Origin of the sequence: Colwellia sp. MB02u-14 (assembly GCF_014076915.1) — a bacterium.
Classification (GTDB): domain Bacteria; phylum Pseudomonadota; class Gammaproteobacteria; order Enterobacterales; family Alteromonadaceae; genus Colwellia_A.
Map to the genome: position 1 here is coordinate 131,218 of NZ_JACGUX010000047.1, position 26,375 is coordinate 157,592.

21 protein-coding genes are annotated in these 26,375 nt (G+C 37.1%); 8 read left to right on the forward strand and 13 right to left on the reverse strand.

The window, feature by feature from the left end; all coding sequences use genetic code 11:
* Positions 1–56 precede the first annotated feature (56 nt).
* The 3 genes from H4J52_RS03730 to H4J52_RS03740 form a co-directional block, all read right to left on the reverse strand.
* The gene (locus tag H4J52_RS03730; protein ID WP_259366543.1) at positions 57–2,600 is read right to left on the reverse strand and encodes a TonB-dependent siderophore receptor; all 2,544 of its coding nucleotides are present in this window, start codon (positions 2,598–2,600) and stop codon (positions 57–59) included.
* 468 nt (positions 2,601–3,068) lie between these two features.
* A complete protein-coding gene (locus H4J52_RS03735) occupies positions 3,069–4,130 on the reverse strand; it encodes a FecR family protein (RefSeq protein ID WP_182179157.1) in 1,062 nt (353 codons plus the stop codon).
* Positions 4,131–4,154: 24 nt separating this feature from the next.
* Positions 4,155–4,715 (reverse strand): RNA polymerase sigma factor, encoded by a 561-nt coding sequence (locus H4J52_RS03740; RefSeq protein WP_182179159.1) that lies wholly within the window; start codon positions 4,713–4,715, stop codon positions 4,155–4,157.
* Positions 4,716–4,999: 284 nt separating this feature from the next.
* Between H4J52_RS03740 and H4J52_RS03745 the strand changes: the two genes are divergently transcribed.
* Both H4J52_RS03745 and H4J52_RS03750 read left to right on the forward strand, forming a co-directional pair.
* Entirely contained in the window at positions 5,000–5,302 is a 303-nt protein-coding gene (locus H4J52_RS03745; protein ID WP_182179161.1) for a hypothetical protein, read from the forward strand.
* Positions 5,303–5,608: 306 nt separating this feature from the next.
* Positions 5,609–6,169: a CBS domain-containing protein gene (locus H4J52_RS03750; protein WP_182179168.1), complete on the forward strand. Its 561-nt coding sequence runs from the start codon at positions 5,609–5,611 to the stop codon at positions 6,167–6,169.
* Positions 6,170–6,345: 176 nt separating this feature from the next.
* Here the strand turns inward: H4J52_RS03750 and H4J52_RS03755 are convergent, their stop codons facing one another.
* From H4J52_RS03755 to H4J52_RS03780, 6 genes are all read right to left on the reverse strand, one after another.
* Positions 6,346–7,446: a phosphotransferase enzyme family protein gene (locus tag H4J52_RS03755; RefSeq protein WP_182224238.1), complete on the reverse strand. Its 1,101-nt coding sequence runs from the start codon at positions 7,444–7,446 to the stop codon at positions 6,346–6,348.
* A 188-nt stretch (positions 7,447–7,634) separates the two neighbouring features.
* Positions 7,635–9,179, reverse strand: coding sequence for a DUF2235 domain-containing protein (locus H4J52_RS03760; protein WP_182224239.1), 1,545 nt, complete (start codon positions 9,177–9,179; stop codon positions 7,635–7,637).
* 70 nt (positions 9,180–9,249) lie between these two features.
* Positions 9,250–10,566, reverse strand: a complete 1,317-nt coding sequence (locus H4J52_RS03765) for a cell wall metabolism sensor histidine kinase WalK (protein ID WP_182223829.1) — start codon at positions 10,564–10,566, stop codon at positions 9,250–9,252.
* A gap of 5 nt (positions 10,567–10,571) precedes the next feature.
* Positions 10,572–11,267, reverse strand: a complete 696-nt coding sequence (locus H4J52_RS03770; RefSeq protein WP_182223828.1) for a response regulator transcription factor — start codon at positions 11,265–11,267, stop codon at positions 10,572–10,574.
* Positions 11,268–11,298: 31 nt separating this feature from the next.
* Entirely contained in the window at positions 11,299–11,778 is a 480-nt protein-coding gene (locus H4J52_RS03775) for a DUF3019 domain-containing protein (RefSeq protein WP_182223827.1), read from the reverse strand.
* Positions 11,768–12,631, reverse strand: coding sequence for a MipA/OmpV family protein (locus tag H4J52_RS03780; protein WP_182223826.1), 864 nt, complete (start codon positions 12,629–12,631; stop codon positions 11,768–11,770). The genes H4J52_RS03775 and H4J52_RS03780 overlap by 11 nt, the downstream gene beginning before the upstream one ends.
* A gap of 315 nt (positions 12,632–12,946) precedes the next feature.
* Here H4J52_RS03780 and H4J52_RS03785 point away from each other — a divergent pair, with 315 nt between their 5' ends.
* The 4 genes from H4J52_RS03785 (at position 12,947) to H4J52_RS03800 (ending at position 15,721) form a co-directional block, all read left to right on the forward strand.
* Positions 12,947–14,140 (forward strand): acyl-CoA dehydrogenase, encoded by a 1,194-nt coding sequence (locus H4J52_RS03785; protein ID WP_182179183.1) that lies wholly within the window; start codon positions 12,947–12,949, stop codon positions 14,138–14,140.
* A 103-nt stretch (positions 14,141–14,243) separates the two neighbouring features.
* Positions 14,244–14,714, forward strand: coding sequence for a transcriptional regulator ArgR (gene argR, locus H4J52_RS03790; protein WP_220460025.1), 471 nt, complete (start codon positions 14,244–14,246; stop codon positions 14,712–14,714).
* Between the two features lie 229 nt (positions 14,715–14,943).
* Positions 14,944–15,405 (forward strand): hypothetical protein, encoded by a 462-nt coding sequence (locus tag H4J52_RS03795; protein WP_182179185.1) that lies wholly within the window; start codon positions 14,944–14,946, stop codon positions 15,403–15,405.
* A gap of 1 nt (position 15,406) precedes the next feature.
* Positions 15,407–15,721 carry a helix-turn-helix domain-containing protein gene (locus tag H4J52_RS03800; RefSeq protein WP_182223825.1) on the forward strand — a complete coding sequence of 105 codons (315 nt, stop codon included), beginning with the start codon at positions 15,407–15,409 and terminating at the stop codon, positions 15,719–15,721.
* A gap of 51 nt (positions 15,722–15,772) precedes the next feature.
* Here the strand turns inward: H4J52_RS03800 and H4J52_RS03805 are convergent, their stop codons facing one another.
* Positions 15,773–16,876: an aldose epimerase family protein gene (locus H4J52_RS03805; RefSeq protein ID WP_182179189.1), complete on the reverse strand. Its 1,104-nt coding sequence runs from the start codon at positions 16,874–16,876 to the stop codon at positions 15,773–15,775.
* 265 nt (positions 16,877–17,141) lie between these two features.
* Between H4J52_RS03805 and H4J52_RS03810 the strand changes: the two genes are divergently transcribed.
* Positions 17,142–17,939, forward strand: coding sequence for an EAL domain-containing protein (locus H4J52_RS03810; protein ID WP_182224240.1), 798 nt, complete (start codon positions 17,142–17,144; stop codon positions 17,937–17,939).
* 73 nt (positions 17,940–18,012) lie between these two features.
* On the opposite strand, the gene H4J52_RS03815 is transcribed toward H4J52_RS03810, so the two are convergent.
* The 3 genes from H4J52_RS03815 to H4J52_RS03825 form a co-directional block, all read right to left on the reverse strand.
* Positions 18,013–18,990 (reverse strand): C1 family peptidase, encoded by a 978-nt coding sequence (locus H4J52_RS03815; protein WP_220460026.1) that lies wholly within the window; start codon positions 18,988–18,990, stop codon positions 18,013–18,015.
* 33 nt (positions 18,991–19,023) lie between these two features.
* The gene (locus H4J52_RS03820) at positions 19,024–19,719 is read right to left on the reverse strand and encodes an iron-containing redox enzyme family protein (RefSeq protein ID WP_182223824.1); all 696 of its coding nucleotides are present in this window, start codon (positions 19,717–19,719) and stop codon (positions 19,024–19,026) included.
* Positions 19,720–19,798: 79 nt separating this feature from the next.
* Positions 19,799–19,969 (reverse strand): hypothetical protein, encoded by a 171-nt coding sequence (locus H4J52_RS03825; protein WP_182179195.1) that lies wholly within the window; start codon positions 19,967–19,969, stop codon positions 19,799–19,801.
* A gap of 280 nt (positions 19,970–20,249) precedes the next feature.
* On the opposite strand from H4J52_RS03825, the gene H4J52_RS03830 reads away from it, so the two are divergent.
* On the forward strand, positions 20,250–26,375 hold the full coding sequence (locus H4J52_RS03830; protein ID WP_182224241.1) for a response regulator: 6,126 nt from the start codon (positions 20,250–20,252) through the stop codon (positions 26,373–26,375).

A 26,375-nucleotide genomic window follows, 5' to 3' on the forward strand; every position in this document is an offset into this window, starting at 1 on the left:
TAAAAAAAGCAAAGTGCATGCACTTTGCTTTTTTGATTATACTCACTTACCAAGCACTAGAAGCGGTATTCAGCACCCGCGTAGAAGTAAGCACCATTAAAACCAAAAGGTGCTGAGCGACGTGAATAAGTAAACACCCCAGGGCTACTCACAATAACATTGCCACTTGCGTCAACAATGGTACCTGAACGAGAATTACCTATTTCATTTTTATCTGGGTAAACATCAAAAATGTTATTGCCACCAAAGTTAAATGAAAGCTCATCGTTAAACTGATAATTTACACGTAAATCAGTTAATACTTCAGCACCGTAGGTTTGTCTTTCGCCGTCAAGCACTGTGTATTCACCGTAACGATTAAAGGCTAAATTAATAGTGAAATCGCCAACTTTATATAAGCCACTTAAACTAATGCGGTCTTGAGGTTGCCATTCTTCAATAATAGAAATCGCTTGCTCAGAAAAAACATCATCAGGTGAAATCCCACCTAACGCACTACCTTCTGGTGTATAGGTATCGGTAACGTCTGTTTCAGAGAAATTTGCAGCTAACGTTAAGTCTAAAGTGCCCGACATAAGCTCTGTCTTCCAAGTGGTGATAATATCCACACCTTTGGTTTCAGTGTCTGCCCCATTTAAAAAGAATTGCCCCGCACCCGCTCCAGAAGAGGTTAATGCGGCATCAAGTGCTGGTGATAAACCTTGACCTAATGAATTACTCAACACAATACGGTCTTCAATATCGATAGAGTAGAAATCAATCGTTAAATTAATATTATCGGTAACTTTTACAACAGAACCGATACTAAAATTAGTGGACACTTCTTCTTTGAGCTCTGGAATGCCAATGGCTTGCGCTAAAATACTGTCATTGCGGAAAGTACCTATTTGCACAGCAATTTGGTCACCACCATTTGGATTAGTTTGGAATTGGGTACTGATATTATCTGTATAAAGCTGTTGCATTGACGGAGCTCTAAAACCTGTACTCATAGCGGCACGTAATGAGACATCTTCAGTAATTGACCAATTAGCCGCAAGTTTAAAATTAGTGCTATCTCCAAAACCGTCGTAGTCATCATAACGTACTGCGGTACTGATAATCAGTTCATCGGTAACTTCTGCTTCGGTATCGATATAAAATGAAATCACATCACGAGATTCATCAACAGATTGCAACGGCGCCGTACCGCCAAACCCTTGAGTACCTGCACTTCGGTCGGTAGCATATAAGCTGTTACCTTGTGCGTCGGTATCATAATCACGATAAGAGTATTCATCACCGGCGCTAACTCTAAATTCATCAGTGCGCAGTTCAGCGCCCATTGCTAAAGAAAACCAATCAAAAGCTTTGGTATAATCAATGTTAAGCGTTTGTAATGTCAGTTCTAATCCGTAAGCAAAGGCTTCACGGGGAATGGAACGACGTATATCATCAGCGGATAATTCCGAAGTGTAGATTAATGAGTTCGCATAGGATGAGTTAATCGTATCTTGGGTGGTGTAATCAATATTATTTTCACCATAGGTATATGATAAATCTAATGATGAATCATTATTAAATTCGGTTTTATAGCCAAAGTTATATGAAATATCTTTTATTTGAGTATTGATTTTAGGTAAGAAGCCAGCAGGAATGGTTGCATCACCATCTTGAAGTTGAGCGTTACCTCCACCGTTTGCATTATGACGAAAGAAAGCGGCTGATTCATTATCACGGCTTGAATAAGTGATAAAACCATATAACTCCCCATCGGCTAAATCGTAACCTGTATTGATGGTTAGCCCTATTTGATCAGAGTCTGCATCACCTATACGAAAGGTTTCACGTGTTGCGGTAGCTTCTCGCGGATCACCTAATAAATAATCTCCGTTATCAAGTTGCGTACAACCTGAAAACTGACATGAACCATGTAAACCTGCTCGATCTGAATAGCCTCTATCACGTATGTTTAACGTGGTATTAAGAAAGCCACTATCACCCAATAAAAAACCCTTTGAAATATCAATATTAGTCGTTTCACCATCGCCGGCTGAATTCTCGCCATAAGAAACGGCAACACTTCCGCCTTCGCTTTGATCTTTGAGAATAATATTTATGACACCAGCAATTGCGTCTGAACCATATTGTGCAGCAGCACCATCACGTAATACTTCAATACGCTTTATAGAGGCAGCAGGGATGGCATTCATATCGGTGCCAGCAGTACCACGACCAACAGAAGTATTAATATGAATTAAACTGGCTTGATGGCGACGTTTACCATTGATCAATACTAACGTTTGATCGGGGCCTAAACCGCGTAATGTTGCTGGGCGCAATGCATCAGTTCCATCACTAATTGACGAGCTAGAAAAGTTAAACGATGGGGCAATAGCTTGTAACATTCGACCCACTTCAGTTTGCCCTGTATTAAGCAACGCTTCAGCAGATAAGATATCTACAGGAACAGGTAAATCTTCAGCAGAACGACCTGCAACACGGCTACCAATAACTGAAATTTTTTCTACTTCTTGTTCATTGACCTGAGCAGGCTCTTGGGCCAGTGCAGTTTGACTGGCTGCGCTTAGTAAAAGTGGTACTAAAGCGGCTTTGAGCATTGTCTTTTTATCCATTGTTATATCACTCCTGAGATGTTTATGTTGTTTTATGCTCAGTTGACCAGTGTTATCTATAACAGCGATTAAGTCGGTATTTTGTAAAAGTTTTTGTAAGCCGTCTTTTACCGAATATTCGCCCTGTAATTCATTTGCATCATGATCTTTTGTTAAATCATAGGAAAATAAAATTGTTTTATTTGCCTGCAACGCAAACGAAATAAGCGCTTTATCAGCACGTTGTTTCTTCACTGTAAAGTTGATCAAGCTTTCGGCAAATGCTCCAGACGTGAATAAAATACAAGCGCATAAAAACAGGGTTACGCTTGTTGACGGCTGAAATACAGAAAGTTGAAAACGACAAAATAACTTTTGCCAACCTTGCAGATGTAATAAACAGTTCAGAAGGAAATTTCCTCTATAATATTTTATAAAAAATATATTGAGTTAGAAAATAGGGAATACGCGTAATTATTTTGAAGCATGTAAACTCAAGCGAATCGAGGTGTTATTTATTTTTTCAAATTGAATATTAAAATTGCTACTCAAAGATTTAAGTAATCCGTCAATATCGTTCGCTTTAAAGTAACCCGCCACTTTTATTTTAGTCAAGGCATCATCATCAATTTCAAACGTTGTTGTGGTGTAGCGGCTTACCTCTGCTAATGCTTCATCAAGTGGTTCACCGGTAAAGACCAACATACCTTGCTGCCATGCGAGTTCACGTTGAATCTTTTCAAATGATATTTTTTGATTTAACGTTTGAGTGTTATTTTCAATAGTCGCAATTTCACCTGATGTTATTAATACACCCGGTAACGCTTCTTTAGGTAAAATCGTAAGCATGTTTGCTATTTTATTTAATGGTTCGCTTGATTTTGTTATCAGTACACGACCTTCAGTGACAACGAGTTCCATATTTTCATTCGATTTTTTTTGTACATTAAAAATAGTGCCTAAAGCCGTAAATGATTTTTCACCTACCGTGACGGTAAAGGGTCTACTTTTATCTTTGGCCACATCAAAACTAGCTTCGCCTTTGATAAGCGTTAATAAGCGGTTGTTTTTTGAAAAGCTGACGTTGACTAAACTGTTGGTATTAAGCTTTATTCTTGAACCATCAGACAGTGAAAACCGCGTTTGTTGGCCAATGAGTGTTTGTAACGTTCTTACTTCGACAAATTGTTTGTCGTTAGTTGCATCAGAAAAAGGAGAGATATTCATAAATAAACTCCCAGCAAATAACAAAATAAAGGCTGTGCTCGCTGCGATAGCATATCTAGCGATAAAACTGTTTTTTTCTGGCATTGTTTTTTCTAGAGGAAATAGAGCACTTAACTCATTGAGCACACTTAAATCATCCCAAAATGCCGCGAGAGAAAATAAAGAGTTACGGTAAAAATCACTTTGCTTGGCCCATTGTTGTAAGGCAAGTTTTTCTTCTAGAGAAAGACCTCGATCGATTTTACTTATCCAAAGGCATGCTTGCGCTTTGATATCGTCTTTACTCGTAAATGGTTTAATGGTTGTCATACAATATTCTTTCTTTTTAATACTTTATTTTGTTATTGAACGTGCGTTAATTCTTAAGACTGAAGTTTTTGGTGTACTATTTTGTTCAACCCTTTCCATATATTCTGCGCACTTTAATAGACCTTTGGCGACATGTTTTTCAATAGTACTTTCACTAAGGTTTAAATAGTTAGCAATTTCTTTTTGACTAAAGCCGTAAACCTTTTTTAATATGAATGTTTTACGTACAACGTCAGATAATTGCTCGGTAGCACGGCAAAATAATAAGAAACGTTCTTTGCTCTCAAACTGTTCTTCAAATTTTAACGAGGTTAATCCAACCACAGGGTCAGAAAAATCATCAAGCGGGTCGTTGTATTTATTATCCCACTTATTAACATGATTTAAAGCAAGGTTTTTAGCTGTTTTAAGCATAAAACTGCGGGCGTATTTTATTTCTTCTTTGAGATCCGCTTCATAAGTACGAATAAACGTTTCTTGAATAATGTCATCAATATCATCAGGACTGACAATTTTATTGATATAGCGCTTGATGTTAGCGGTGTAATTAACAAACAGCGTAGTGAATTTACTATTCTGAGCCATTGTTGTTATTATTATTTTATTTTGACAGTTAGTGTAGGGGGAAAAACAAACAATCACAATGGTGTTTGGATAGGTATTCTACAAAGCTTTTAGGTTGTTGTATTCGTTTTGTAATGGCACGTTAAATGAAAATATGAATAAAATAACACCGGTAAAGTAGCGGCTAAATATTAATGAGGAGGATGTCACCAAAAACAATCGAAATAAATAATTACATTTACTCACTTGAAAAATATGTTTGTTACTCAATATTATTATAGGTAATCATCAACTCAGAGAAATTTGTGTATAAATTTATTTTTACAATATTTTTATTTTCTGTAACTTACTCAACTATTGAGTTGGGTTATAGTGTTGCTGATGAAATAAAAGTTAACACTGCTAGCACGTTATTTCTTGATGTAGTGACTGATATTCAATTAGATTCAGAACATGAGTTGTATTCTTTAGTTACAGATACCGATAGAAATAATAGAATACTTCAACTAACTCACCTATCTAAACACCTAGCAAACAAAAATCTAAACAGATTAAAAAATAAATTTCAATCTCTGCAACCAAGAGCTCCTCCCTCTATCACTGTATAAATCTCACCACTTATCATTAAGTCAATTTTCGTCTTGTTTTTTGGCGTCATGTCGCTCATTTATTGAGAAGACTGTTCTGATGATACAAGCATTTTTTGTCATGAAGCATAGGATTAACATTCTATTTGATAAAGAGTGAAACCTTAGTTCTACACTGAACTGATTAATTGTATAAACGCTATTTTTGAACCCGCATTTGATCAGCTTAGCAGCGAACTTAAACATTCCGTTAGGTATAAAACACGATTGATCGTTAGTTGATCGTTCTGTTAAAGCCGTATTATTTTTATAAAATTAGAGGTTATTATGAAAAAATTACAATTATTTGATTTAGATTTAGTCGATAACATTATTTCTCCCGAGTATTTTGAACAAACAACGTTAATGTCTCCAGCTAAACAGGTGTTTACTGACTTTAAGGCGTATAAAGCATTAGTTATTGAAGGAGTGACTACCGCAGCGGAAGCCTTAAACTTAATGCGAAAAACCCATGTAACAATGAAAATCGTTGTTTCAAAAAATGATGATTTTATGGGGATAATTAGTACCGAAGAGTTAACCGAACGCCTTATAGTTTCAGAGGTTGCTAAAGGACGTGATCGCCATGAGGTCTTAGTCAGTGATTTGATGCTTGCAAGAGATACGTTACATGCGTTTGACTTTAAGGAAATAGAAAAAGCCACTGTTAATGATGTTGTTGCGGCATTAGAAAACTATGGGTTACGTCATTGCTTAGTTCTTGATAGAGAGCATCATCATATTCGTGGTGTTATCTCTTCTAGTGATATTGCGAAAGAGTTACATTTAGCAATAGACATTTATCCTAAACCTTCCTTTAGCCAGATTTTTAAAGTTATTCATACGTAAAGGCTTGCTAACCTTAACGTGAGTGTAAATCTTGCTCGATGAATCCATTAAAAGCGCCACTCATTTACATTTAAAAGGTTAACCGTTTTAATGCTGAACCGGAAAATAACCTAACTTAAATTAGGTTATTTACCGGTTGCTTATTTAATCATATAAAGAGATAAAACTGTGCTGCACTAAATTAAGACGAGGGAGGAATGATGAGTTATTTTATTCAGTTTTTCATGGTTTTTATGTAATAAACGATAAAGATTAAGCTGGTTTTTGGCTCGCTCTAAGTTATGGCCTTCATGTTCAACATGAAAATAGTTATCACCATCTAAATAATCTGTTAAAAACCGAACACCGATCATAAATGGGAGTAACTGTGCGCCAATGGCTAAGCTTTGCTGCTCAAGTTCAGACATTTTATCACCAAAGGCTTCAATATAACCTTGTGCTAATGCACTATAAATATCATAACTAACCGACATATTAGCTAAATCTTTGCCATCTTCAGGTAAGTTTGAACAACAGGTTCTGACCATATCGCCAAAGTCATGCATGAGGTATCCCGGCATACAAGTGTCTAAATCAATCACAGCAAGTGGTATGTTCGATTTGGCACAAAACAATAAATTATTAATTTTAGTATCGTTATGGGTAACTTGTATTGGAAGTTGTTGTGTTAAGAGTACGACTTCATCAATAAAATTTTGTTGTGCAAAGCAAAAATCAACTAATGTTTGGCATGACGATAAGCGATGCTGTGGATCAGCTTTAATGACCGCTCTTAAATGATTAATTCGCTTAGACAAATTATGAAAATCAGGGATAGTTTCGACTAACGATTCGGCAGGGAAATCACCTAATGCAGAAGTAAACTGCGCAAAAGCTGAGCCGACTTGTCTCGCTTGCTCTGGCGTTTTAACTTCCTCAACGGTAAAGCAATTGGGTATGTATTGAATAGCACGCCAATACTCATTGCTCGCATCAATAACCATCGCTTCTGCATTTATAGTAGCGACTTGCCCAATGGGGGATAGCGAATATAAATTTTTTTGTTTTTTTGCTAGTAAGTGTTTGTTAACTAACTCAGCATTATTAATAACGTCTGCGGGCTTCTTAAAAACGTTTTTATTGATTCGCTGTAAAACAAAATTAGCGTTATTACTACTGACAAGATATGTGCTGTTAATTAAGCCGTTCCCTAACGGAGATACTGTACAGTTATCAATAGAGCATCGGTAATTCGTTAAAACTTGGTTTAGAATTTCGTTATTAACAACTTTAGTCATAATTATTTACTGCTAGCGTTTGTCATTGATAAATTTAAAGACAAAATAGTCCTTCACTTTAGAATGTTATTGGCTGATTTTTTGAGATGAAATCAATGGCTATATTAATAGAAAGCCGCAAATATGGGAAGTTAAAGCTTTCCTCATATTTACGAAATGTTGGTGTCTTTAATTAAGTTAACATACCTTTATGCAGAAATGCATCGTACGGTCAGTAATAATTTACCTGAGTTATTGCCGTAATAACGCACTAAGTCATTAGCATAAGCGCAAAACTCTCCAGATTTAGGGGCGGTATAATGCGTTAATTCAGTACCAATGAGAAAAGCATCGTCACTTGCGGTTCCTATTGAGCCAATTAACGTAAACCACTTTGCATCAGGAAAGCGTTTAAACGGCGCCATTGCGGCAATAGCAATCTCCTTTAATCCTAAGGATACATCATCTCTATCCCAGCCATTAGCATCACAAGCTATGGTGGCGTCAAACCATTGCTGCTGTTTGTTATTTACTGAGTTTTCAACAATAAACTGATACGTTTTACCTTTCTCAAGCATTAGCGCGGTATGATTATTAGGCTCATAAGCGAATATGCTGACGATGGTTGATTGACCCATATCGAGTACTTTTAAATTTCGTTGTGCGAATACAATATGATCTTTAACCCCAGTCGCCGCTATTTTTTCTTCGCTGGGGTAAATAATTTGATGTGGAACGCCTTTTAATGTTTCGGGCCGATAGTCTCTATCGCCATTGATCCTTTGCGCAACAGAGTGATGAACGATAGGTAAGGTGCTGGAAACTTCGTCATGGGCAATTACACAACAACGTCGGTCGGTTAAGGTGAACCAGTTAATAATGGGAAGACGGTCTTGTTGATGATTTTTACCAAAAACATTAGGCGTTATAATAACATCATCAATGCTAATATTATATTTGGTTTTTTCAGGTAAAAGTGTTGTGAAGTCAATGTTATCCATGGTTTTTAAGGTTAATTTAATGGGTAATTCTTTAAGCCAATTAAGCATGAACCGTAAAGTAATGTCAGATAAACCATCGCGATAATAGCCGCCGCCCACATCTGAATGTGCTCCGGCAAACCACACTTCTAAAATACGTTCATCAAGGTTCATTAGTGTTGGTTGAAAGGCTTTTCTTTTATCATCAAGTGCAACCATATGAAGGGCTTTTTCTACAGTAGAAGCAAGTGTATGACCATGCTCAAAGATAACCTCAGAATGAGGACGATCGTTTTTACTTAAGTTAGGTAAACCAATCGAAGCAACCGTTTCAAAAATCGCCTGGTAGATTTTCAGCTCTGGCATATCATGGCTAATAATAGTGCAAAAGCGCCTCGCAAGTGCTCCTCCTCGACTAAACCCTGTTAAAAGTACTTCATCACCAATTTTAAAATGTTGAATAAAGTCTGCTTTTGCTTGGTTGAGAATATTAGCAACATCTGATTTTTCTGGAGAGATTAAAGCATTAATAGCTCGTCGTAATCGACTGCCATAAGTACCAATACCGTGATAGTAGAAGCATTTTTGTTTACTGTTTTCCCAACCACTTGCATGGCCAGCAGCACTTTTTAAATTTCCGCCACACAGTAAATGAAACTTAACTATGTTGGTAATATTGTCGTCTTTTTTGGTCCCCTGAGCGTTGATGCTCTGTTCAGCGTCACTTGGTTCATTAGAAGTACCATCAAAGTTAAAAATAAGTAATGATGACATAACTTGTTCCTTGTTTTAATAATGATCTTATTTGAAGAACAAGCATAGTTAAGCGTTGGTGAAATGGCTATTATTTTGAATTATCTGTATTGCTCTGCGTTGGAAATAATAAACTAAAGCGTGCACCTGAAAGGTGAGTGGCGACATCTGCTTTAATTTTTCCTTGATGCCAATCCATCACTTTAGCACTAATCGCAAGCCCCAAACCAAAGTGTCCTTGTTCTCGTGAACGCGAACTGTCGAGTTTTATAAAAGGAGAAAATATAACATCTCGTTTATCTTTTGGAATACCGTCACCGTCATCTTCTACCGCTATTTCAACCCCTTGGTTAGTAATGACTATTGACAGTATTACTTGTGATTTTGCATGCTGAATAGCATTACTGACTAAGTTTAGTGCGGCGCGATAACACCAATGAAAATCTAAAGAATAGGCTTTTTTTGAGGCTAATGACTGACAGGTTAACTTAATATTATGTTGCTCAGCTAATGATTGACAGTCACTAGTCACCAGCTCAATTAAATTATTTACATCAATTAACTCAGGCTTTAAGTGAAAGCTTTGCCTTTCCATGCCCGCATAGTCTAGAAAAGCGGTGGTCATATCTTCCATACGTGTTAATTCATTTTCCATACGCGACAAATAATTATTTTTCTTTGTTAAATCATCACAGTCTAAAGCTGCTTCAACACCAAATCGTAAACACGACATCGGTGTACGAATATCGTGAGAAATACTTCGGGCAAGAATTTTATTATCAGCGACCAGCTTCTCTATACGCGCCGCCATATGATTAAAACTACTTTCTAAAGTATTGATATAAGACAAACGGTTATAAGGCACACGTACTGAAAGATCGCCTGCGCCTATTTTGGCCGCTGCAAAAGTAAGTAAGTAAAGCCGACGTGTTAAAGGTAATAGCCACAGCAATAAAATACCACAAATACCTAGGTAGAGAATTAAGGTAAATAAAAGGTTTTCTTGTTCATTTTCAGGCACCAGCTGAGGTAACTGTAAATGTATAAGTATCTCTGGGTGTAAGGTTACTTTTCTTAATAAGTAAGCGTCGTCGTTAGATGCAAGCAGTAACCCACCTGTTTGCGAAAGTTGTGCGAGTAAAGATTGTGGTAGGGCAATATTATCAGTATTTTCAAGTGAAACATTAACCTGATAATACTGTGCTAATTGACGTGTTTTTGCTAATAATTGCTCGACTTTTATAGTTGATAGTTGTTGTTCAAAACCATCAATGAGTTTTTGATAAATCACTAATTCAGTATTTTCATACTCATCACCTTGTTTAGCGACAAGTTTATCGAGCCCCCAACTAATGATAAATAATGCGCCTAAAACCGCAACTACCATACTGATATATAAGCGCTTCATTTATTTTATTCAGCCCAAGCGTCGGCAACAAATAAATAACCTTTGCCCCAAACCGTTTTGAATTTTTGTGGCTTTTGCGGATCGTCATTAAATATTTTACGCAGCGTTGAAAGCATCACATCAAAGCGACGGTCTTGTCCGTCGTATTCACGACTTTTTAACGCTTTAAATACCGTATCTCGGTCAACCACTTCTCCAGCATGACTGGCAAGAAAGGTTAAAAAAGCAAATAAGCTGGTGGATAATTCAACTTCTTCATTCTTATAAGTGACTCTTTTAGCTTCACTGTTAATAATAAGTGAGCCATGGGTAATGATTTGCGTAGACGTTTCTATGGGAGCGCTATGTTTTAAAGCACCTGTTATTCTAGCAAGGAGGGCGCGTGGACGAACAGGCTTTATCACATAGTCATTAGCGCCAGCTTCTAGGCCAATAACTTCATCAAACTCATCGGCTCTTGCTGTTAGCATTATAATAGGTAGCTGACTTTCTTGGCGAATTAACCGGCAGACCTCAATACCATTTAAACCCGGTAACATAATGTCGAGCAATACCAATTGTGGTTGAAACTTTTCCATAGCGTCCATCACTAAGTCACCGCGAGCTACATGGTCGACAATAAAATTTTGTTCGCGAAGATACTCACAAACCCAATCAGCTAATGTTAAATCGTCTTCTACTAATAAGATTCGACTGGTCATTTTCTCTTTCCTTATCCCTTTTATGTTGGCACTAAAATATACGCCAGCGACGTTTTCTTGGGGTTGCTTCGTGTACCCAGCTTACCTCTACTGCTGCTTCTGCAATAACGTTATTGTCTTTTGATGACATGAGCTGGAATTCAATTTTTTTGTTTGACTCAAAATTGAAACTAATTTGGTTACCCATGCTATTTTCCCAACATTGTATGCGTTGTCGCTTTTCTTGCGCCACTTCAGGCTGCTTAATATAGAGACAATAATTTTCTTTAATATCGCTAGACCAAGTTAGTTTTACGTTAGCATAACAAGTTCTGCCGTGTCGCAAAGCAATACAATTTGCCGGTTGTGCTGAAAATGAGACGCGACTGAGTGACAATTTATTTACTTTATCGGCTTGCTCATCTTGATCTTTCTTCGTTAACTCTGCAGCCAGGCTAGGCTGGAAGCTGGCAAATAAACAGCTTAATAATAACCACTTTTTAGCATGTCCATTGCTAAGTTTAAAATACATAGAGTACCCCTAACATCACTTCTGTTAAGTATTGCTTACCTGTTATCGGGCTATTTTTAATGGCTGTTGAATAATAACTTTGCGTTATACCAGCGCTGAACGACCATTTTTTAGAAATGGGGTGGCGAGCAAAAATTTCTAATTGAGCTTTGTAGCTACTACCGGGTTTATAAAAGGGGCGTACCGCAGATATTTCATCTTTTTTTACACCGACAAAGTAATTGGTAACTTGTTCAGAATAATGCGTAAAACCGGCGCCAAAGTATATGTCCCAGTTTCGATAAGGGACTAACTTGCTATAAAAAACATCAGCTAACCAGCCATTAGTGCTCAATGCGGCTAAATCAACAGATAAAATGGCATTGTCATAGAAATGAGAATAACGAAGACCAAAACCTTCACCAAAGTCCCTTTCTTTGAGTTTGGCTAAAGTAGGAATATCATGGTTATTATTTTCTATTACGGTTTTGGGGTCGTAACCGGGTAAGTAAGTTTTGTGGAGAATATCAAGTTCCCAACTCTCCTGAACAATCAGTTCATAACCCACTTCTCCACCTAACAATACGGCATCAGAGCGGCGATGATTCGACTGAATAAAAAAGCCTTTATAATAAACATCAAGTAACAGTGAAAGATTGAGATAATCACTAAATTCTGATTGCTCATCTCCTTTTAAAAAACCTTGTTCATAGCTAGCAGAAATCCCGCCCATTACTTGCCAACTGAACGTTTTGTCAAACACGGTGGTTTCATTTTTATGCTGGGGATCAGCCGCTAAAGCTGATACAGATATCAAGGCTATAAATAAAGCCAATAGTTGATTTTTAGACCCTATTAAAATTTTTCTGAGCATTATTTTTACCCTATTAATCGCTTGTGAGTTAAGCGTTTTTTGTCATGATTTATTCATAAATTCTTATTATTTTTTGTCTGACTAAATGTTATCAAATGTAACTGAGTTTTGTCGGATATATAGGGGTTAAAAATTGTAAGCAAGTACACACGAGGTGTTATCTTAAACGTTAACATCACAGTTACAAAGCTATAACGAGAAAATTTTTCATGTATAGCTTTTGACTATGGCTAGCCAAGAGAAAGAATATTTTAACTTTGGTTAAAAGTTGATTATGCTCTAGTGATAAATTGTAATCAGCCTTAGGTTAACTTCATGTCAAACACATCATCAAAGCAACGTTCCTCTTTTAATTGGCAAGATCCCTTACTACTTGAGTCTTTATTGAGTGAAGAAGAACGGATGATCCGTGATACTGCCCATCAATATTGTCAAGAAAAATTGATGCCTCGCGTCCTCGAAGCAAATCGAAATGAAGTATTTGACGCCAGCATTATGACAGAATTAGGTGACCTGGGTTTATTAGGGTGCACCTTGCCAGAAAAATACGGTTGTTCAGCGGTTAATTATGTAACGTATGGCTTAATTGCCCGAGAAGTTGAGCGAGTGGATAGTGGCTATCGAAGTGCGATGAGCGTTCAGTCTTCATTGGTTATGCATCCTATTCATGCTTATGGTAGTGAAGCGCAACGGATAAAATATTTACCTAAGCTTGCAACAGGAGAATATATTGGCTGTTTCGGGCTAACTGAGCCTAATTCGGGGTCAGACCCTGCAAGTTTAGCTACAAGGGCTAAAGAGGTCGATGGTGGTTATTGCTTAACGGGTAATAAAATGTGGATCACCAACGCCCCCATTGCTGATGTTTTTATTATTTGGGCAAAACTCGAGGGCGTTATTCGTGGTTTTATTCTTGAAAAGGGCATGGCAGGTCTGTCGGCGCCTAAAATTGAAGGTAAATTTTCTTTACGCGCATCGATTACCGGTGAAATTGTGATGGACAATGTGCGAGTGCCTAAAGAAAATATCCTCCCGAATGTTAAAGGTTTATCAGGGCCCTTTGGTTGTTTAAACAAAGCACGTTACGGCATTGCTTGGGGAGCACTGGGTGCTGCTGAGTTCTGTTGGCATGGCGCTCGCCAATATACTTTAGACCGCGAACAGTTCGGTAAGCCACTAGCTGCAACACAACTTATTCAGAAAAAACTAGCGGATATGCAAACCGATATTACCACCGGCTTATTCGCTTGTTTACAGGTAGGACGTTTAATGGATGCTGGGTCGTTATCGCCAGAAGCTATTTCTTTAATAAAGCGTAACTCATGCGGTAAGGCACTTGAAATTGCCCGCAATGCCCGCGACATGCATGGTGGTAATGGTATTAGTGACGAGTTTCATATTATTCGACATATGATGAACTTAGAAGCGGTGAACACTTATGAAGGCACGCACGATGTACACGCCCTAATTTTGGGGCGCGCGCAAACGGGTATTCAAGCTTTTTTTTAGGGGGCGCTAATAAGTTAACGTGACTTTTTATAAATTTGTCTAGGTGAATATAGCGTTAATCGCTTAAAATAAAATTCATTGTAACTACCGTACCGACCCAGATATGATCTCTAGCCGTAAAAAAAATGAAGCAGAATTAGTTTTAGCATTCAAATCCTTATTAAAAGATCAGTGCTACGGTTCGCAAAGTCAGTTAGCAGATGCTTTAGATAAGCAAGGTTTTAAAAATATGTCGCAAGCGAAAATATCTCGTTTGTTGTCAAAACTTGGTGCGGTTAAAATGCGTAACGCCAACACCGAGGTTGTTTATATTTTACCCGACGAGCTTGCCGTACCTAAATCTAAACAATCAATTCAGTCAGTTGTTGTGAGTGTTAAGCACAATAATATGCAAATAATTTTGAAAACGGGTATTGGTGGCGCACCCTTGATTTCAAGAATGTTAGACAGTCTAGGTGAGCCCGCAGGGATTTTAGGGACACTTGCTGGTGACGACACCATATTTATTGCACCGGTTGATATTAATAGAATTGATGAAATTACTCAGCAAATTAGAGACTTATTAGACGTATAGTTAATAAGTGTTAGATAAAGCTTTATATTCAGTTAAAGAGGGCAACAATTATGTTGCCCTCTTTTATTTTGTATTGTTCTATGTTATTTAATATTTTCAATGCTTTAGTTGATATGACACAGGTGTTGTCATATGACATTTGAGAGACTGTCGCTTCATTGACGCAGACTTAACGGCTTAGAAAAGTTTTACTAGCCTCACTTAATTAGTGACAAACAAAGGGATCATCATGCTAAAGAATACAGAAAATAATAAAGACCAGAACATAGCAAATAAAGAGAAAGAGCTTCAAGGAACGGTTAGTTTCAGAAAAGGTTTTAACTATAGCTTTACGGAGGGTGAACATAGTGTTTATTTGAATTGCTCGGCGGTTAATGGCAAAGAGCGACTTTATGTTGATGATGCCTTAGTCTCTAAAAAATGGTCGTTCAGACGTAAATCTATTCATCAGTTTTCTATGGATGATGACCTTTATGAAGTCGAATTACATGTTGTTAATATGCTTACGGGTGAAACTCACTGTACGTTGATCAAAAATGGCGTACATGTAAAAACACTTAAAAAAGCATTAAAGAAAAGTCGCCAACTCAATAAAGATATACTTTGGTGGTTCATCCCAAGTTGCTTTGTAGTGGGTGCACTTTGTGGTTTCTTAGCGGTTAACGTTTTCTTTATGTTGTTTGGTGAATAAGATGGATGTTAATGCTAAAAAAATAAAAGAACTTCGTACGGCCAATGGCTGGACCCAGCAACATTTAGCGGATGCCTGTGCTATTAGCTTAAGAACGGTGCAACGCGTAGAACGTTACGGTAATGCTTCTCAAGATACCGTGCTTGGACTCTCGTCAGTTTTTGAAATAACACAAGCTGAGATAGTTATACCTGAAGCACTTGATGAATCGCTTTTAGACGACGAAGACAATAGTTTTAACCCAAATATGCAAATATTATTTGCGGGGTTATTTGGCGCAATGGTTGGCGCACTGATCATGTTTCTCGTTAAGTAATGACCAGCAGATAAAAAGGATTAACGATCCTCTTTATCTGTGACTTTCATTTTAAAGACAAGAAAATACCCAGCGAGTCTTACTGTAGAAATCCTCTTCAGGCGTTAACAATACATTGTCGATAGAACAGCCTTTCTGCAAACTATTGGCGCGTTGGGTTTCTAAACAAAGTGCAGCGCGTGGCTGGTAACGGCAGTGGTCTTTACCTATTTGGCTACCGTCAATATAATTGGCGGTATATAAAATTAAGCTAGGTTGGTCTGAATAAATACTGATGCAACGTCCAGAGGCTTTTTCAACAGCTTGTGCTGCAAGTATTTCACCGCCTAAAGACTCTTTATTTAAAAGCCAATAATTGTCATAACCCAAACCCATTTTTATTTGTTTATCTTCACCGTTTATTTCATCGCCCAAAGTGCGTAAATCTGTAGCGTTGGTAAAATCATGAGCCGTATCGGTAACGAGCTTTTGTTCACCCGTGGGATAGACCCGTTCACACATCGGTAAAAAATGGTTGGCATTAATATAAACCTGATGATCTAAAATATTGCCGCTGTCATGGCCAGCCAAGTTGAAATAACTGTGCTGCGTTAAATTGACTATGGTGGCTTTATCGGTGTGGGCAAAATATTCAAGTGTGAATTGGTTATCGTCATCTAAAGTATAAATTACTTTAAAAGTAACGGTGCCAGGAAAACCAGCATCACCATCGGGGCTAGTATAGTTAAGTTCAACACTTGCAGACGTCTCTGTTTGAAAAGTATTAGCTTGCCATAATTGTTTGTTAAGCGCCTTTTCTCCGCCATGAAGTTGGCTGTCAGGCGCATTTAACGCAAGCTGAAATGCTTCGTCGTCAATACTAACAGTGCCTTGATCTATTCTTCCTGCATAACGGCCAATAATAGCCCCTAAATAATAAGGGTCGTGTTCATAGCTTTGAATGTTGTCGTAACCTAAAACAATATCAGCAAAAATCCCCTTATTGTCTTGGGTATTTATCGACGTAATAATACCGCCAAAATCAGTGATACTGACCGTCGTTCCCTTTTCATTTTTCAGCGTAAACTGTTGTGTAGTTTCACCACTGGATAATTTTCCAAAAGTAGAGGTCACTATTCTATCTATACTGTTCTTAACGTCTAATTGCTCTTTCACCACTGAACTCCTCTTTCTACAACGCTATTTATTCACCCATACATCTTATTGAAGCTCAGTGGTTAAGCAAATAAAAAATTGTAACGTTTTTAACTCATTTATAAACTATCAAATTGAAATCGTACCTAGGTTATCGCTCGACTGCTTATTTATAAGATTTCAGGGGGCTTGCCTTTTGATAATATGAGGAAATCAATAGGATCAAAAGGCCTGTCATAAAAATGTAATAGTATTCACCTACACTCCAGCAATTAAGGAGTACTCTGTGAAAAATAAACTTTTAGAAATATTAGCAAACAAAGCAGTAACCACCGTTTTTCAACCCATCTTCAATGTACAAAAAAAAATTATCCTCGGCTATGAAGCACTCACGCGTGGGCCAGAAAACACTGAACTGTATTCACCGGATAAACTTTTTTATTTTGCATCACAGTACGACTTAATTTCTGAATTAGAAATACTTTGCCGAGATAAGGCAATAACTCGCTTTGTTGAATTGAAATTACAGGGGAAATTGTTCCTAAATATTAGCCCTTTGGTACTGCTAAGTAAGCATCATCCGCAAGGCGAGACAATCAAATTTGTTCAACAAGCGGGTTTGCGTTGCGATCAAATTGTTATCGAGCTCAGCGAAAAATATCCGGTGCCTAATGACACTATGCTCAGTGAGGCACTGGCGAAATATCGTCAATTTGGCTTTGATGTGGCTATTGATGATTTAGGGGCAGGGTATTCAGGGTTAAAGTTATGGAGTCAGCTTCGCCCTGATATTGTCAAAATTGATCGCTATTTCGTCGAAAACTGCCATCAAGACAGTTTTAAACGCAAATTTCTTAAAGCTATTTTTGACTTAGCACAATCTGCTAAGGCGAAGGTTATTGTTGAAGGAATAGAAACCATTGAAGAATTCGAGTTATTGCAAAGGCTTGGCATGGTTTACGCGCAAGGCTTTTATTTAGCTAAGCCAGCCATCATGCCTATTAGGCATTACCCTAAATATCTTGATGCAGATTATCAATATTACAGGCAAGTACCACAAACAAAGCGCACTTCTCTTGGTTGAACACAGGCGCTTTATATAAGGGCTGACTGTGATTAACGAGATATTATGACCTTACTCATCAATGACTCACGAATTACTCATGAGTGAGGCACCAGAAACTAAAGGTATTATCTTGCAAGTCTTTAACCTGACCTGTTTGGCTGGTTTGATATTTACCGGTAAAAAAATCATAAGGAATATAACAATAGCCTTTATCGCCAAATTCTTCGCCCCATGAGTTTCTAACAATAAAGTGCTGCTTATTATCATCATAACCAACCGCGAGTAACGCATGTCCCCCAAGCCTAATTTCATCAGGAGGTGGCAGGGTAAAAACACCATTTGCCGGCGTTAAATAAAAACTTCTCGGCACCATCATGCCAAAAATAACGGGAAAGCCTTTCGACAAAGACAATTTAAAGTCAATCAAGCCATTATCAAGCGTTAGCTTACAATAACGAGTGATAATATGTTTTTTCGCTTGTGTGAGTGCCTGCACAGAGGGGATTTGTGAAATAGCAGCATGTAACTCGGTTTCATTGTCTTTTAGTGCTTTTGCTATCGCTGCTGTAATTTCTGCAACGCTGCCTGTTCTAATAATATCTTTAATGCTTTTGGGAAATGTTGTTTCAGGATAAGGCCAAGAGACTTCTGAACAAATGCCGTTTTTAAACAAAGATTTAATTCCGTTACGAATAAAAACGGGGGCATTTAAATCAACTTTACCTTCTATTACGCGCTCATTGTAGTAAATGAACATTTGTGAAGCATCGATATTACTGATGTTCTCATTAATAAAAGGCTGATTATCTTTGATTAAATAAAGTTCAGCCGCTACCGCAATAGCACAGGCTGAACATGAATTAAGTAACCCTTGGTTGATTATCTCTGAGGTAAGGCTTTTGCGTAAATCTACCATAGGGAGAATATCTTCAGCCATTTGCGCTTTTAATTTAATTGGGCACGTTATATGGTTGTACTGGGGCGATTTGTCACCGTGATGCAGACAAAATTGGTGATCACGATGATCATGAATATCAGGTTGTACGGTTCTTTTATGCAAGGCTTCCATGTCTTTTCCTGTCACCAGCTGAGTACTCGAACGTTAAAATGCTGTTGCTAAAGGTTTAGGTGCCGATTTACAAATATCTTCCATCATCAACGCAATATAACGGAAGGTTTGAAATGCGCTCATTTCTATTATTCTCATGTGCTCTTCGGTTAACGGTAAAGTATTAATTAAATTGATAATGTCTTTACTGTGATGAATATCAATTTTTGCATGCAACATTACGGTATCAAACCCTGCCGCTGGCATTCCGGAATCTTTAATCATGCCATTTACGTGTTCTTCTTTGAGTGGATAAGTTTCAAGTGATCCCATATAACCAAGGAACGCGATAGGATGATGATGTTTAATCCAGTAATACTGTGAACCGATCATCGCAGCAATATTTGGTGACGGTATACGAGAAAATACTTCTTCACGGCTCATACCTAAAATCCCAAGGTCTCTTACATACCATTCGTCATGATCTTTTTCTTCCACGATATGTTGTTTCATATAAGCAATAAGAGGCGCAGATAAGGGGTCGTTAGGTAAAGCTTCTGCGCAGCGAATAACTTCTTCCATCATTGGAATAGTTGCTCTAGCAACACTGTGGTTCATATGAATAAAGTTAATACAAATGTCTGAAAACTGCGGATGATTTCTAAAGTCATTGTTGGCATGAAATGCCTTTAAACTGATAAATTTTATACTGTCTTGAATACGTTGATAATGGGTAAGTTTTTCTGTCATTGGTCATTCCACGTTACAGTTTACAAATACAGAGCAATGAATAAGGTAACTATTATAAATTGCTCTTTAATCAGGGGATCTAAAAAGGTGCGCCAGTAGTATGTGGGATATCACCTAATTTTTTTGAAATGCTAATGACTTGTTCAACTTCTTCATTGGATAAACTTTCAATCGATTTTTTATGATCGTCATTTAGTTTTTCTTTATCAATAACGTTTGCTTCATGCAGTTTATCAGTATTAGTGCTCATACTTTTTCCTCAAGTAGTAGTAAATTATATGTTTGTCTATTCCTCAACAAGTTAAATTAATCGCTTGAATATCCTAGCTTTACTTTACTTATATTGAGGGAGGAATTAGCTTAGCCTTAAAATAAAAACTAAACAAGAGGGATTATTCAAGATAATTTAAAATGTTAAAGATAGTTTTATGCTTCCCTTATTATTACATTATCCTTGCTTGTTTGATTCTTTTTGGTTTTAATTCAAAGTCTAATAATTCCCGCACCATAATAAAAATAAGATAATTGCTATGCGTTTACTATTCTGTCTGTTTTATTTGTTAATTTCTATTAATTTATATGCAAGTGAATCAACTATTCATTTTAGCCATTTATCCGATGTCGATGGTTTGTCTACCAATACTATTAATGATGTACTTCAAACTAAGGATGCCTTCATTTGGGTAGCAACAGTAAATGGTTTAAATCGTTATGATGGTTATCAATTTAAGGCTTTTCGCCATGATCCTGATAATATTGATACAGTCTCAGACAATTTTATAACGGCTCTGATTGAAGATAAGCAAGGTGGTTTATGGGTAGGTACCAGTGCAGGCGGCTTAAATTATTTTAATGTTAAAACTGAAAAATTTAAACATTATTTTAGTGTGTCAGAAGAAGAAAATAGTATCAGTGATAATTATATAAATAGTGTTTTTCAAGATAGTAATAACACTATTTGGATTGCAACCAAGAACGGCTTAAATAAATTCAATGTAAAAACAAAAACATTTAAACGTTTTATTTATCAAAAAAAGAACACTAAATATAACGACTTTCATTCCATTATAGAAGATAAAAAAGGGATGTTGTGGTTAACGAGCAATCGTGGGGGGCTCACTCAGTTTAACCCCGTAATAGAAACGTTCACCTATTATAGCGATAAGAATAATCAAGTGAACAATATTAACGCTGATCGAGTTAATGCCTTACTTTTAGCTAAAAATGGAGATGTTTGGCTTGGAACTAACCTAGGCATTAGTATATTTGATACCACCGATAAAAAATTTATTGATTTTATTACCCTTCCAGTAAAAGATGGTGTGGCAAATAGTAATATTCATGATATTTACCAAGACAGTAACAATGACTTCTGGATTGGCACTTTTTCAGGGCTTTATAAATATACTGCAGCGATCCAGTCATTTACTCATTTTGAAGAAAATAATAGTGATTCAAGTAGTTTAAGTTTTAATCAAATTACCGATATTTATGAAGATAAAAATTATAATTTATGGGTAGGTACTTATGGTGGAGGGCTTAATAAATTAGCGCTTAATCAATTTAACTTTGCTCATATTCAACATTCAACCACTAATATTAATAGTCTGAGTAATAACCTAGCGTTTGCTATAGCTGAGGATAATTACGATTATTTTTGGTATGGCACTTTTGGTGGTTTAAATAGGTATAATCCTAAAACGCTAACTTTCACTACATTTACCCATGATGCTAATCAAGCTAGTACTATCAGCAGTAATAATGTTTTGTCTGTTTATGTCGACAGTAAAAATAATAAATGGGTCGGTACTTACGATGGCGGCTTAAATAAACTCAGTAATAATTCAAGCGAATTCAAGCATTATCAACACCAAGCGAACGATGCTTCTAGTATTAGTCATAATTCAATTTTATCTATACAAGAAGACTATGCAAATAAATTATGGGTTGGTACTTGGGGGGGGGGATTAAATAAATTCGACACAACAAGTGGAAAATTTAACCGCTTCGTTGCTGATGGAAATGAAAATAGCCTTAGCAATAATACAGTTTGGGACATATATCAAGATCAGAAAAACCGTTTATGGGTTGGCACAGATAATGGTTTAAATTTATATCAAGAAAATAGAGAAAATTTCATCGTATTTAAGCATGACCCTGATAATCGCAATAGCTTGTCTAATAATAAAATAATGACCATTTATCAAGACAAGCAAAATATTTTCTGGTTTGGTACATGGGGGGGGCTTAACAAATATGATGAATCTACAGGGGTATTTACCCACTATCGTGAACAAGATGGGCTGGCTAACGACAGTGTATACGGCATTTTAGAAGATCCCCAAGGCACCTTATGGCTAAGTACCAATAAGGGAATTTCGCATTTTGATCCTAAAACAGAAACTTTTAAAAATTACGATGTTTATGACGGCTTACAAGGGAATGAGTTTAATGGGGGCGCTTATTATAAAAGTAAAACCGGCGAGTTGTTCTTTGGTGGGGTCAATGGCATTAGCCACTTTTTTCCTGAAAGTATTGAGAATGATAATACAATCGCTAATGTTGGTTTGACCGATTTTTTATTAAATAATATATCTGTACCGGTTATTTCGTCAAGCGTTGACGATAACATCGGTGTTGTGAATGAAAATATTTTTAGCCTTGAACAGGCGATAAATCAACTCGATAGTCTCACCCTTTCACATAATGAAAAATTAGTTACTTTTGAATTTTCAGCTCTCCACTTTTCTGAGCCAATGAGTAATAAATATGCTTACACACTTGAAGGTTTTGATGAAAAATGGGTTTATACCGATGCAAAAAACCGCCGAGCCACTTACACCAATTTACCAGCAGGCGATTATGTCTTTCGGGTAAAAGCCAGTAATGGTGACGGCTACTGGAACGAACAAGGAAAGTCATTAAACGTTAAGGTGTTACCCGCGCCATGGCTTTCTTGGTGGGCGTTTACTTTTTATTTTATTGTCGGTATTGGCGCGCTAATCTCTTATATTTATCGTTTGAATTACCAACGTTTAAAAGAGCAAGCCATTAATTTACGTTTAACCCGCGTTGATAAATTGAAAGATGAATTTTTAGCCAATACTTCCCATGAGTTACGTACGCCCTTAAACGGTATTATTGGTTTAGCTGAATCGTTAATCGACGGTGTGGCAGGGCAATTACCTGATAAAGCCAATCACGATTTATCTATGGTAGTGGCAAGTGGTCGGCGTTTGTCTAACTTAGTGAACGATATTTTAGATTTCGCTAAGTTAAAAAACCATGGTTTGCAGATCCACACTTCAGCAATTGATATTAACAGCATGATTGATGTGGTATTCACGTTATCTCGTGCAACATTAAAAATCAAAGATTTAGTGCTAGTCAATAATATTGCCAGCGATTTTCCTGCGGTAGAAGCAGATGAAGACCGACTCCAGCAAATTCTTTTTAATATTGTCGGTAACGCGATTAAATTTACCGAGTCAGGCACTATTACTGTTTCAGCCCAACTCGTTGGTAATAGTGAAAGTGACGAGCAACAGTTTGTTTGTATTGATATTACCGATACCGGTATCGGTATCGCCGCAGAAAATTTATCAACCATTTTCGAATCTTTTGAACAAATATCAGGAGATGAAACACGCGGTGCCAGTGGTACAGGTTTAGGTTTAGCTGTATCTAAACAGTTAGTTGAATTACATGGTGGCAAAATCACCGTAAGCTCTACACTTAATAAAGGGAGTACCTTTAGTTTTACTTTACCTGTTTATACGCTTGATGGCCGTGAGATTGGTGAATCGTCGACCCTGTTTGATGGAAAAAACGAGCAAACTAAACAGCAATTGTCACGTTTACAGGCGTTAGATGACACCATAGAATACTTCCCCCTCGACAATGAATTCAATAAAGCTGTAAGTGGCTCTATTACAAGTAAAGATAATCGTGATTTTAGGGTATTGATTGTTGATGACGATGCGATTAATCGGCAAGTGCTACATAATTATTTATTGCCGCTTAACTATCAATTGTTTCAGGCCAATGGCGGTGAACAAGCATTAGCGTTTATTGAAAAAGCGAGTGAAGGTCTTCCTGAAGGAGAACGTCCGTTTGATTTGATTTTACTTGATATTATGATGCCAAAGGTTTCAGGTTATGAAGTGTGTAGAAAGCTTCGTGAAACTTATTTAGTGAACGAATTACCAGTGATTTTCTTAACCGCTAAAAATCAGGTCGTCGATTTAGTTGAAAGCTTTGCTGCTGGTGGTAATGACTATTTAACCAAACCTATTTCGAAGCACGAACTGTTATCTCGTGTAGAAACGCATTTAACCTTACTTGATATCAATCGGAGTTTAGAGCAAAAAGTGGCTGAACGAACCGTTGAACTTGAACATGCGATGCAAGCGAAAGGCGAGTTCTTGGCAAAAATGAGTCATGAAATTCGCACACCGATGAATGCTATTATTGGTTTAGGTTATTTAACACTTAAAACAGATTTAGATCCCCATCAGAAAGACCTAATTGGAAAAACGCAAGATGCCTCGCAAGCACTTTTAGGGCTAATTAACGATATTCTCGACTTCTCAAAAATAGAAGCAGGTAAAATGTCGGTAGAATCTGTCACCGTGAATATGAGCGGATTGATTAAGAAAACCAATAATATTTGTGCCTTGCGTGCGCATGCTAAAAACTTAGAACTTATTGTAAAAGTACACAGTGATGTGCCAACACATATTAAGTCTGATCCGATACGCTTGCAGCAAATTCTGGTGAACTTAGTGAGTAATGCAATAAAGTTTACTGACCAAGGTCATATTCTTATTGAAGTCGGTTTGGCTAAACAGCCATTAACTAAAGATGACGATAGCCAATTAATACTTGAGTTCAGTGTTTCTGATACCGGTATCGGTTTAGAAACAGCGACAATGAATAACCTCTTTCAATCGTTTACGCAAGCGGACAGTTCTATTACTCGTAAATTTGGTGGTACGGGTTTAGGTCTCTCAATTTGTAAAGAGCTGAGCGGCTTAATGGGCGGTGAAGTTTGGGTTGAGAGTACGTTAGGTGAAGGCAGTAAATTTAGTTTTAATATCGTCTGTGAAAAAAGCGATTTGCCCGTGAGTAAATTGGAAAATATTGATGCTATTAAAGGACTCAATATTTTAGTAGTTGATGACAACGAGCTTTGTTTAAATGTGATCACTGAATTATTACAAGAGTTTCATTGTGAAATTACTGCCGTTGAAAGTGCAGAAAAAGCATTAGAGCTGTTAGCCACAGCAAAAAGTAATGATGAATCTTACGACTTAGTTATTACCGATTGGCGTATGCCTAATATGGATGGCATTGCCTTTGCAAAAGCCATACAAGATGATAAAAACCTTTACGACGTTCGAGCCGTATTAATGGTAACTGCTTTCGATAAAAATGATGCTATGCCGTTAGCGAGTTCCGCTGGTATTGATGGCTTTTTAGAAAAACCCGTTAATGCTACGGTGCTTTTAGAGGCGATGATGTACGCATTAAAAATTGATCTTGATGAAGATTTTTATAATATGAAAAATGCGAGTTTAATGGATTTCTCATCAACAGATATATTGTTAGTTGAAGACAATGAATTAAACCAACAAGTGGTGTTAGGCTTTTTAGAAGATACCAAAGCTAAGGTCGATGTCGCGAGTAATGGTTTAATTGCCTTAGAAAAGTTAGCCAATAAAAACTATGACCTTGTCTTGATGGATATACAAATGCCTGAAATGGATGGTGTAACCGCAACACAAGAAATTAGAAAACAAGCTCGATTTAACGCGCTGCCTATTATTGCTATGACCGCCCACGCGATGCCTAACGAACTGAACAAATGTTTAGACGTAGGGATGAATGAATACTTTACTAAACCCATAGATCCCAATGCTCTATTTAGCCTAATGGCAAAATACTTAAGTGATAAAATTAATGGGGTGCAAAATAAGAATGATCATTGCACAGAAAAATCGTCTGATATTGCTGAGTTGGTTATTGAACCACCTGGCGAGACGTTAATGGAACGTATTACAAAACTGACCTGTTTAGACAGTAAAAAAGCCTTGTTGGCTATGGGCGGCAGGCAGCATATTTATCAGAAGTTGGTCATTGATTTTTATAAAAGTACAAAAGTATTGCATGTGGAATTAGAGCAGGCTTATCAAGATAAAGACTTTAATACATTATATCGACTTGCTCATTCTTTAAAATCAAATGCTGCTTATATTGGTGCTTATCATTTAGCGGATTTGTCGGCTGAATTAGAAGGTCAGATAAAAGATCAACCAGAAAAAAGTGCGTCGTTCATAAAGCTGCTCATTAACGAACATCAAATAATATTGTCGGCTTTAACGACTTTAACGGATCAAGACATTAGCGCTTCTTTAGGTGAACAACCTAAAGTATCGCTTAATAAAGAGTTGCTGACGGTGTTACTTAATTCTATGGTGTACTTACTTGAGCAAGAAGATGCTGAAGTAGAAGATTTATTACCGACATTGGCAGAGTATACTCAAGGTAGTGATCTCGGCAGTCTCGTTGATAATATTGTCGAATTAATTGAAGATGTTGAATATGCTAGCGCATTAAAATGTATCGAAGCATTAAAAAATAAACTAGTATCGTAA

Excerpts from the sequence above, each read along its gene's own strand:
- H4J52_RS03825 (WP_182179195.1), bottom strand. The coding sequence starts at position 19,969 with ATGAGCACTAATACTGATAAACTGCATGAAGCAAACGTTATTGATAAA.
- H4J52_RS03815 (WP_220460026.1), bottom strand. The coding sequence starts at position 18,990 with ATGGAAGCCTTGCATAAAAGAACCGTACAACCTGATATTCATGATCAT.
- H4J52_RS03795 (WP_182179185.1), top strand. The coding sequence starts at position 14,944 with ATGCTAAAGAATACAGAAAATAATAAAGACCAGAACATAGCAAATAAA.
- H4J52_RS03820 (WP_182223824.1), bottom strand. The coding sequence starts at position 19,719 with ATGACAGAAAAACTTACCCATTATCAACGTATTCAAGACAGTATAAAA.
- H4J52_RS03760 (WP_182224239.1), bottom strand. The coding sequence starts at position 9,179 with ATGTCATCATTACTTATTTTTAACTTTGATGGTACTTCTAATGAACCA.
- H4J52_RS03750 (WP_182179168.1), top strand. The coding sequence starts at position 5,609 with ATGAAAAAATTACAATTATTTGATTTAGATTTAGTCGATAACATTATT.
- H4J52_RS03785 (WP_182179183.1), top strand. The coding sequence starts at position 12,947 with ATGTCAAACACATCATCAAAGCAACGTTCCTCTTTTAATTGGCAAGAT.
- H4J52_RS03755 (WP_182224238.1), bottom strand. The coding sequence starts at position 7,446 with ATGACTAAAGTTGTTAATAACGAAATTCTAAACCAAGTTTTAACGAAT.
- H4J52_RS03800 (WP_182223825.1), top strand. The coding sequence starts at position 15,407 with ATGGATGTTAATGCTAAAAAAATAAAAGAACTTCGTACGGCCAATGGC.
- H4J52_RS03830 (WP_182224241.1), top strand. The coding sequence starts at position 20,250 with ATGCGTTTACTATTCTGTCTGTTTTATTTGTTAATTTCTATTAATTTA.
- H4J52_RS03740 (WP_182179159.1), bottom strand. The coding sequence starts at position 4,715 with ATGGCTCAGAATAGTAAATTCACTACGCTGTTTGTTAATTACACCGCT.
- H4J52_RS03780 (WP_182223826.1), bottom strand. The coding sequence starts at position 12,631 with ATGCTCAGAAAAATTTTAATAGGGTCTAAAAATCAACTATTGGCTTTA.
- H4J52_RS03765 (WP_182223829.1), bottom strand. The coding sequence starts at position 10,566 with ATGAAGCGCTTATATATCAGTATGGTAGTTGCGGTTTTAGGCGCATTA.
- argR (WP_220460025.1), top strand. The coding sequence starts at position 14,244 with ATGATCTCTAGCCGTAAAAAAAATGAAGCAGAATTAGTTTTAGCATTC.
- H4J52_RS03775 (WP_182223827.1), bottom strand. The coding sequence starts at position 11,778 with ATGTATTTTAAACTTAGCAATGGACATGCTAAAAAGTGGTTATTATTA.
- H4J52_RS03770 (WP_182223828.1), bottom strand. The coding sequence starts at position 11,267 with ATGACCAGTCGAATCTTATTAGTAGAAGACGATTTAACATTAGCTGAT.
- H4J52_RS03735 (WP_182179157.1), bottom strand. The coding sequence starts at position 4,130 with ATGACAACCATTAAACCATTTACGAGTAAAGACGATATCAAAGCGCAA.
- H4J52_RS03730 (WP_259366543.1), bottom strand. The coding sequence starts at position 2,600 with ATGCTCAAAGCCGCTTTAGTACCACTTTTACTAAGCGCAGCCAGTCAA.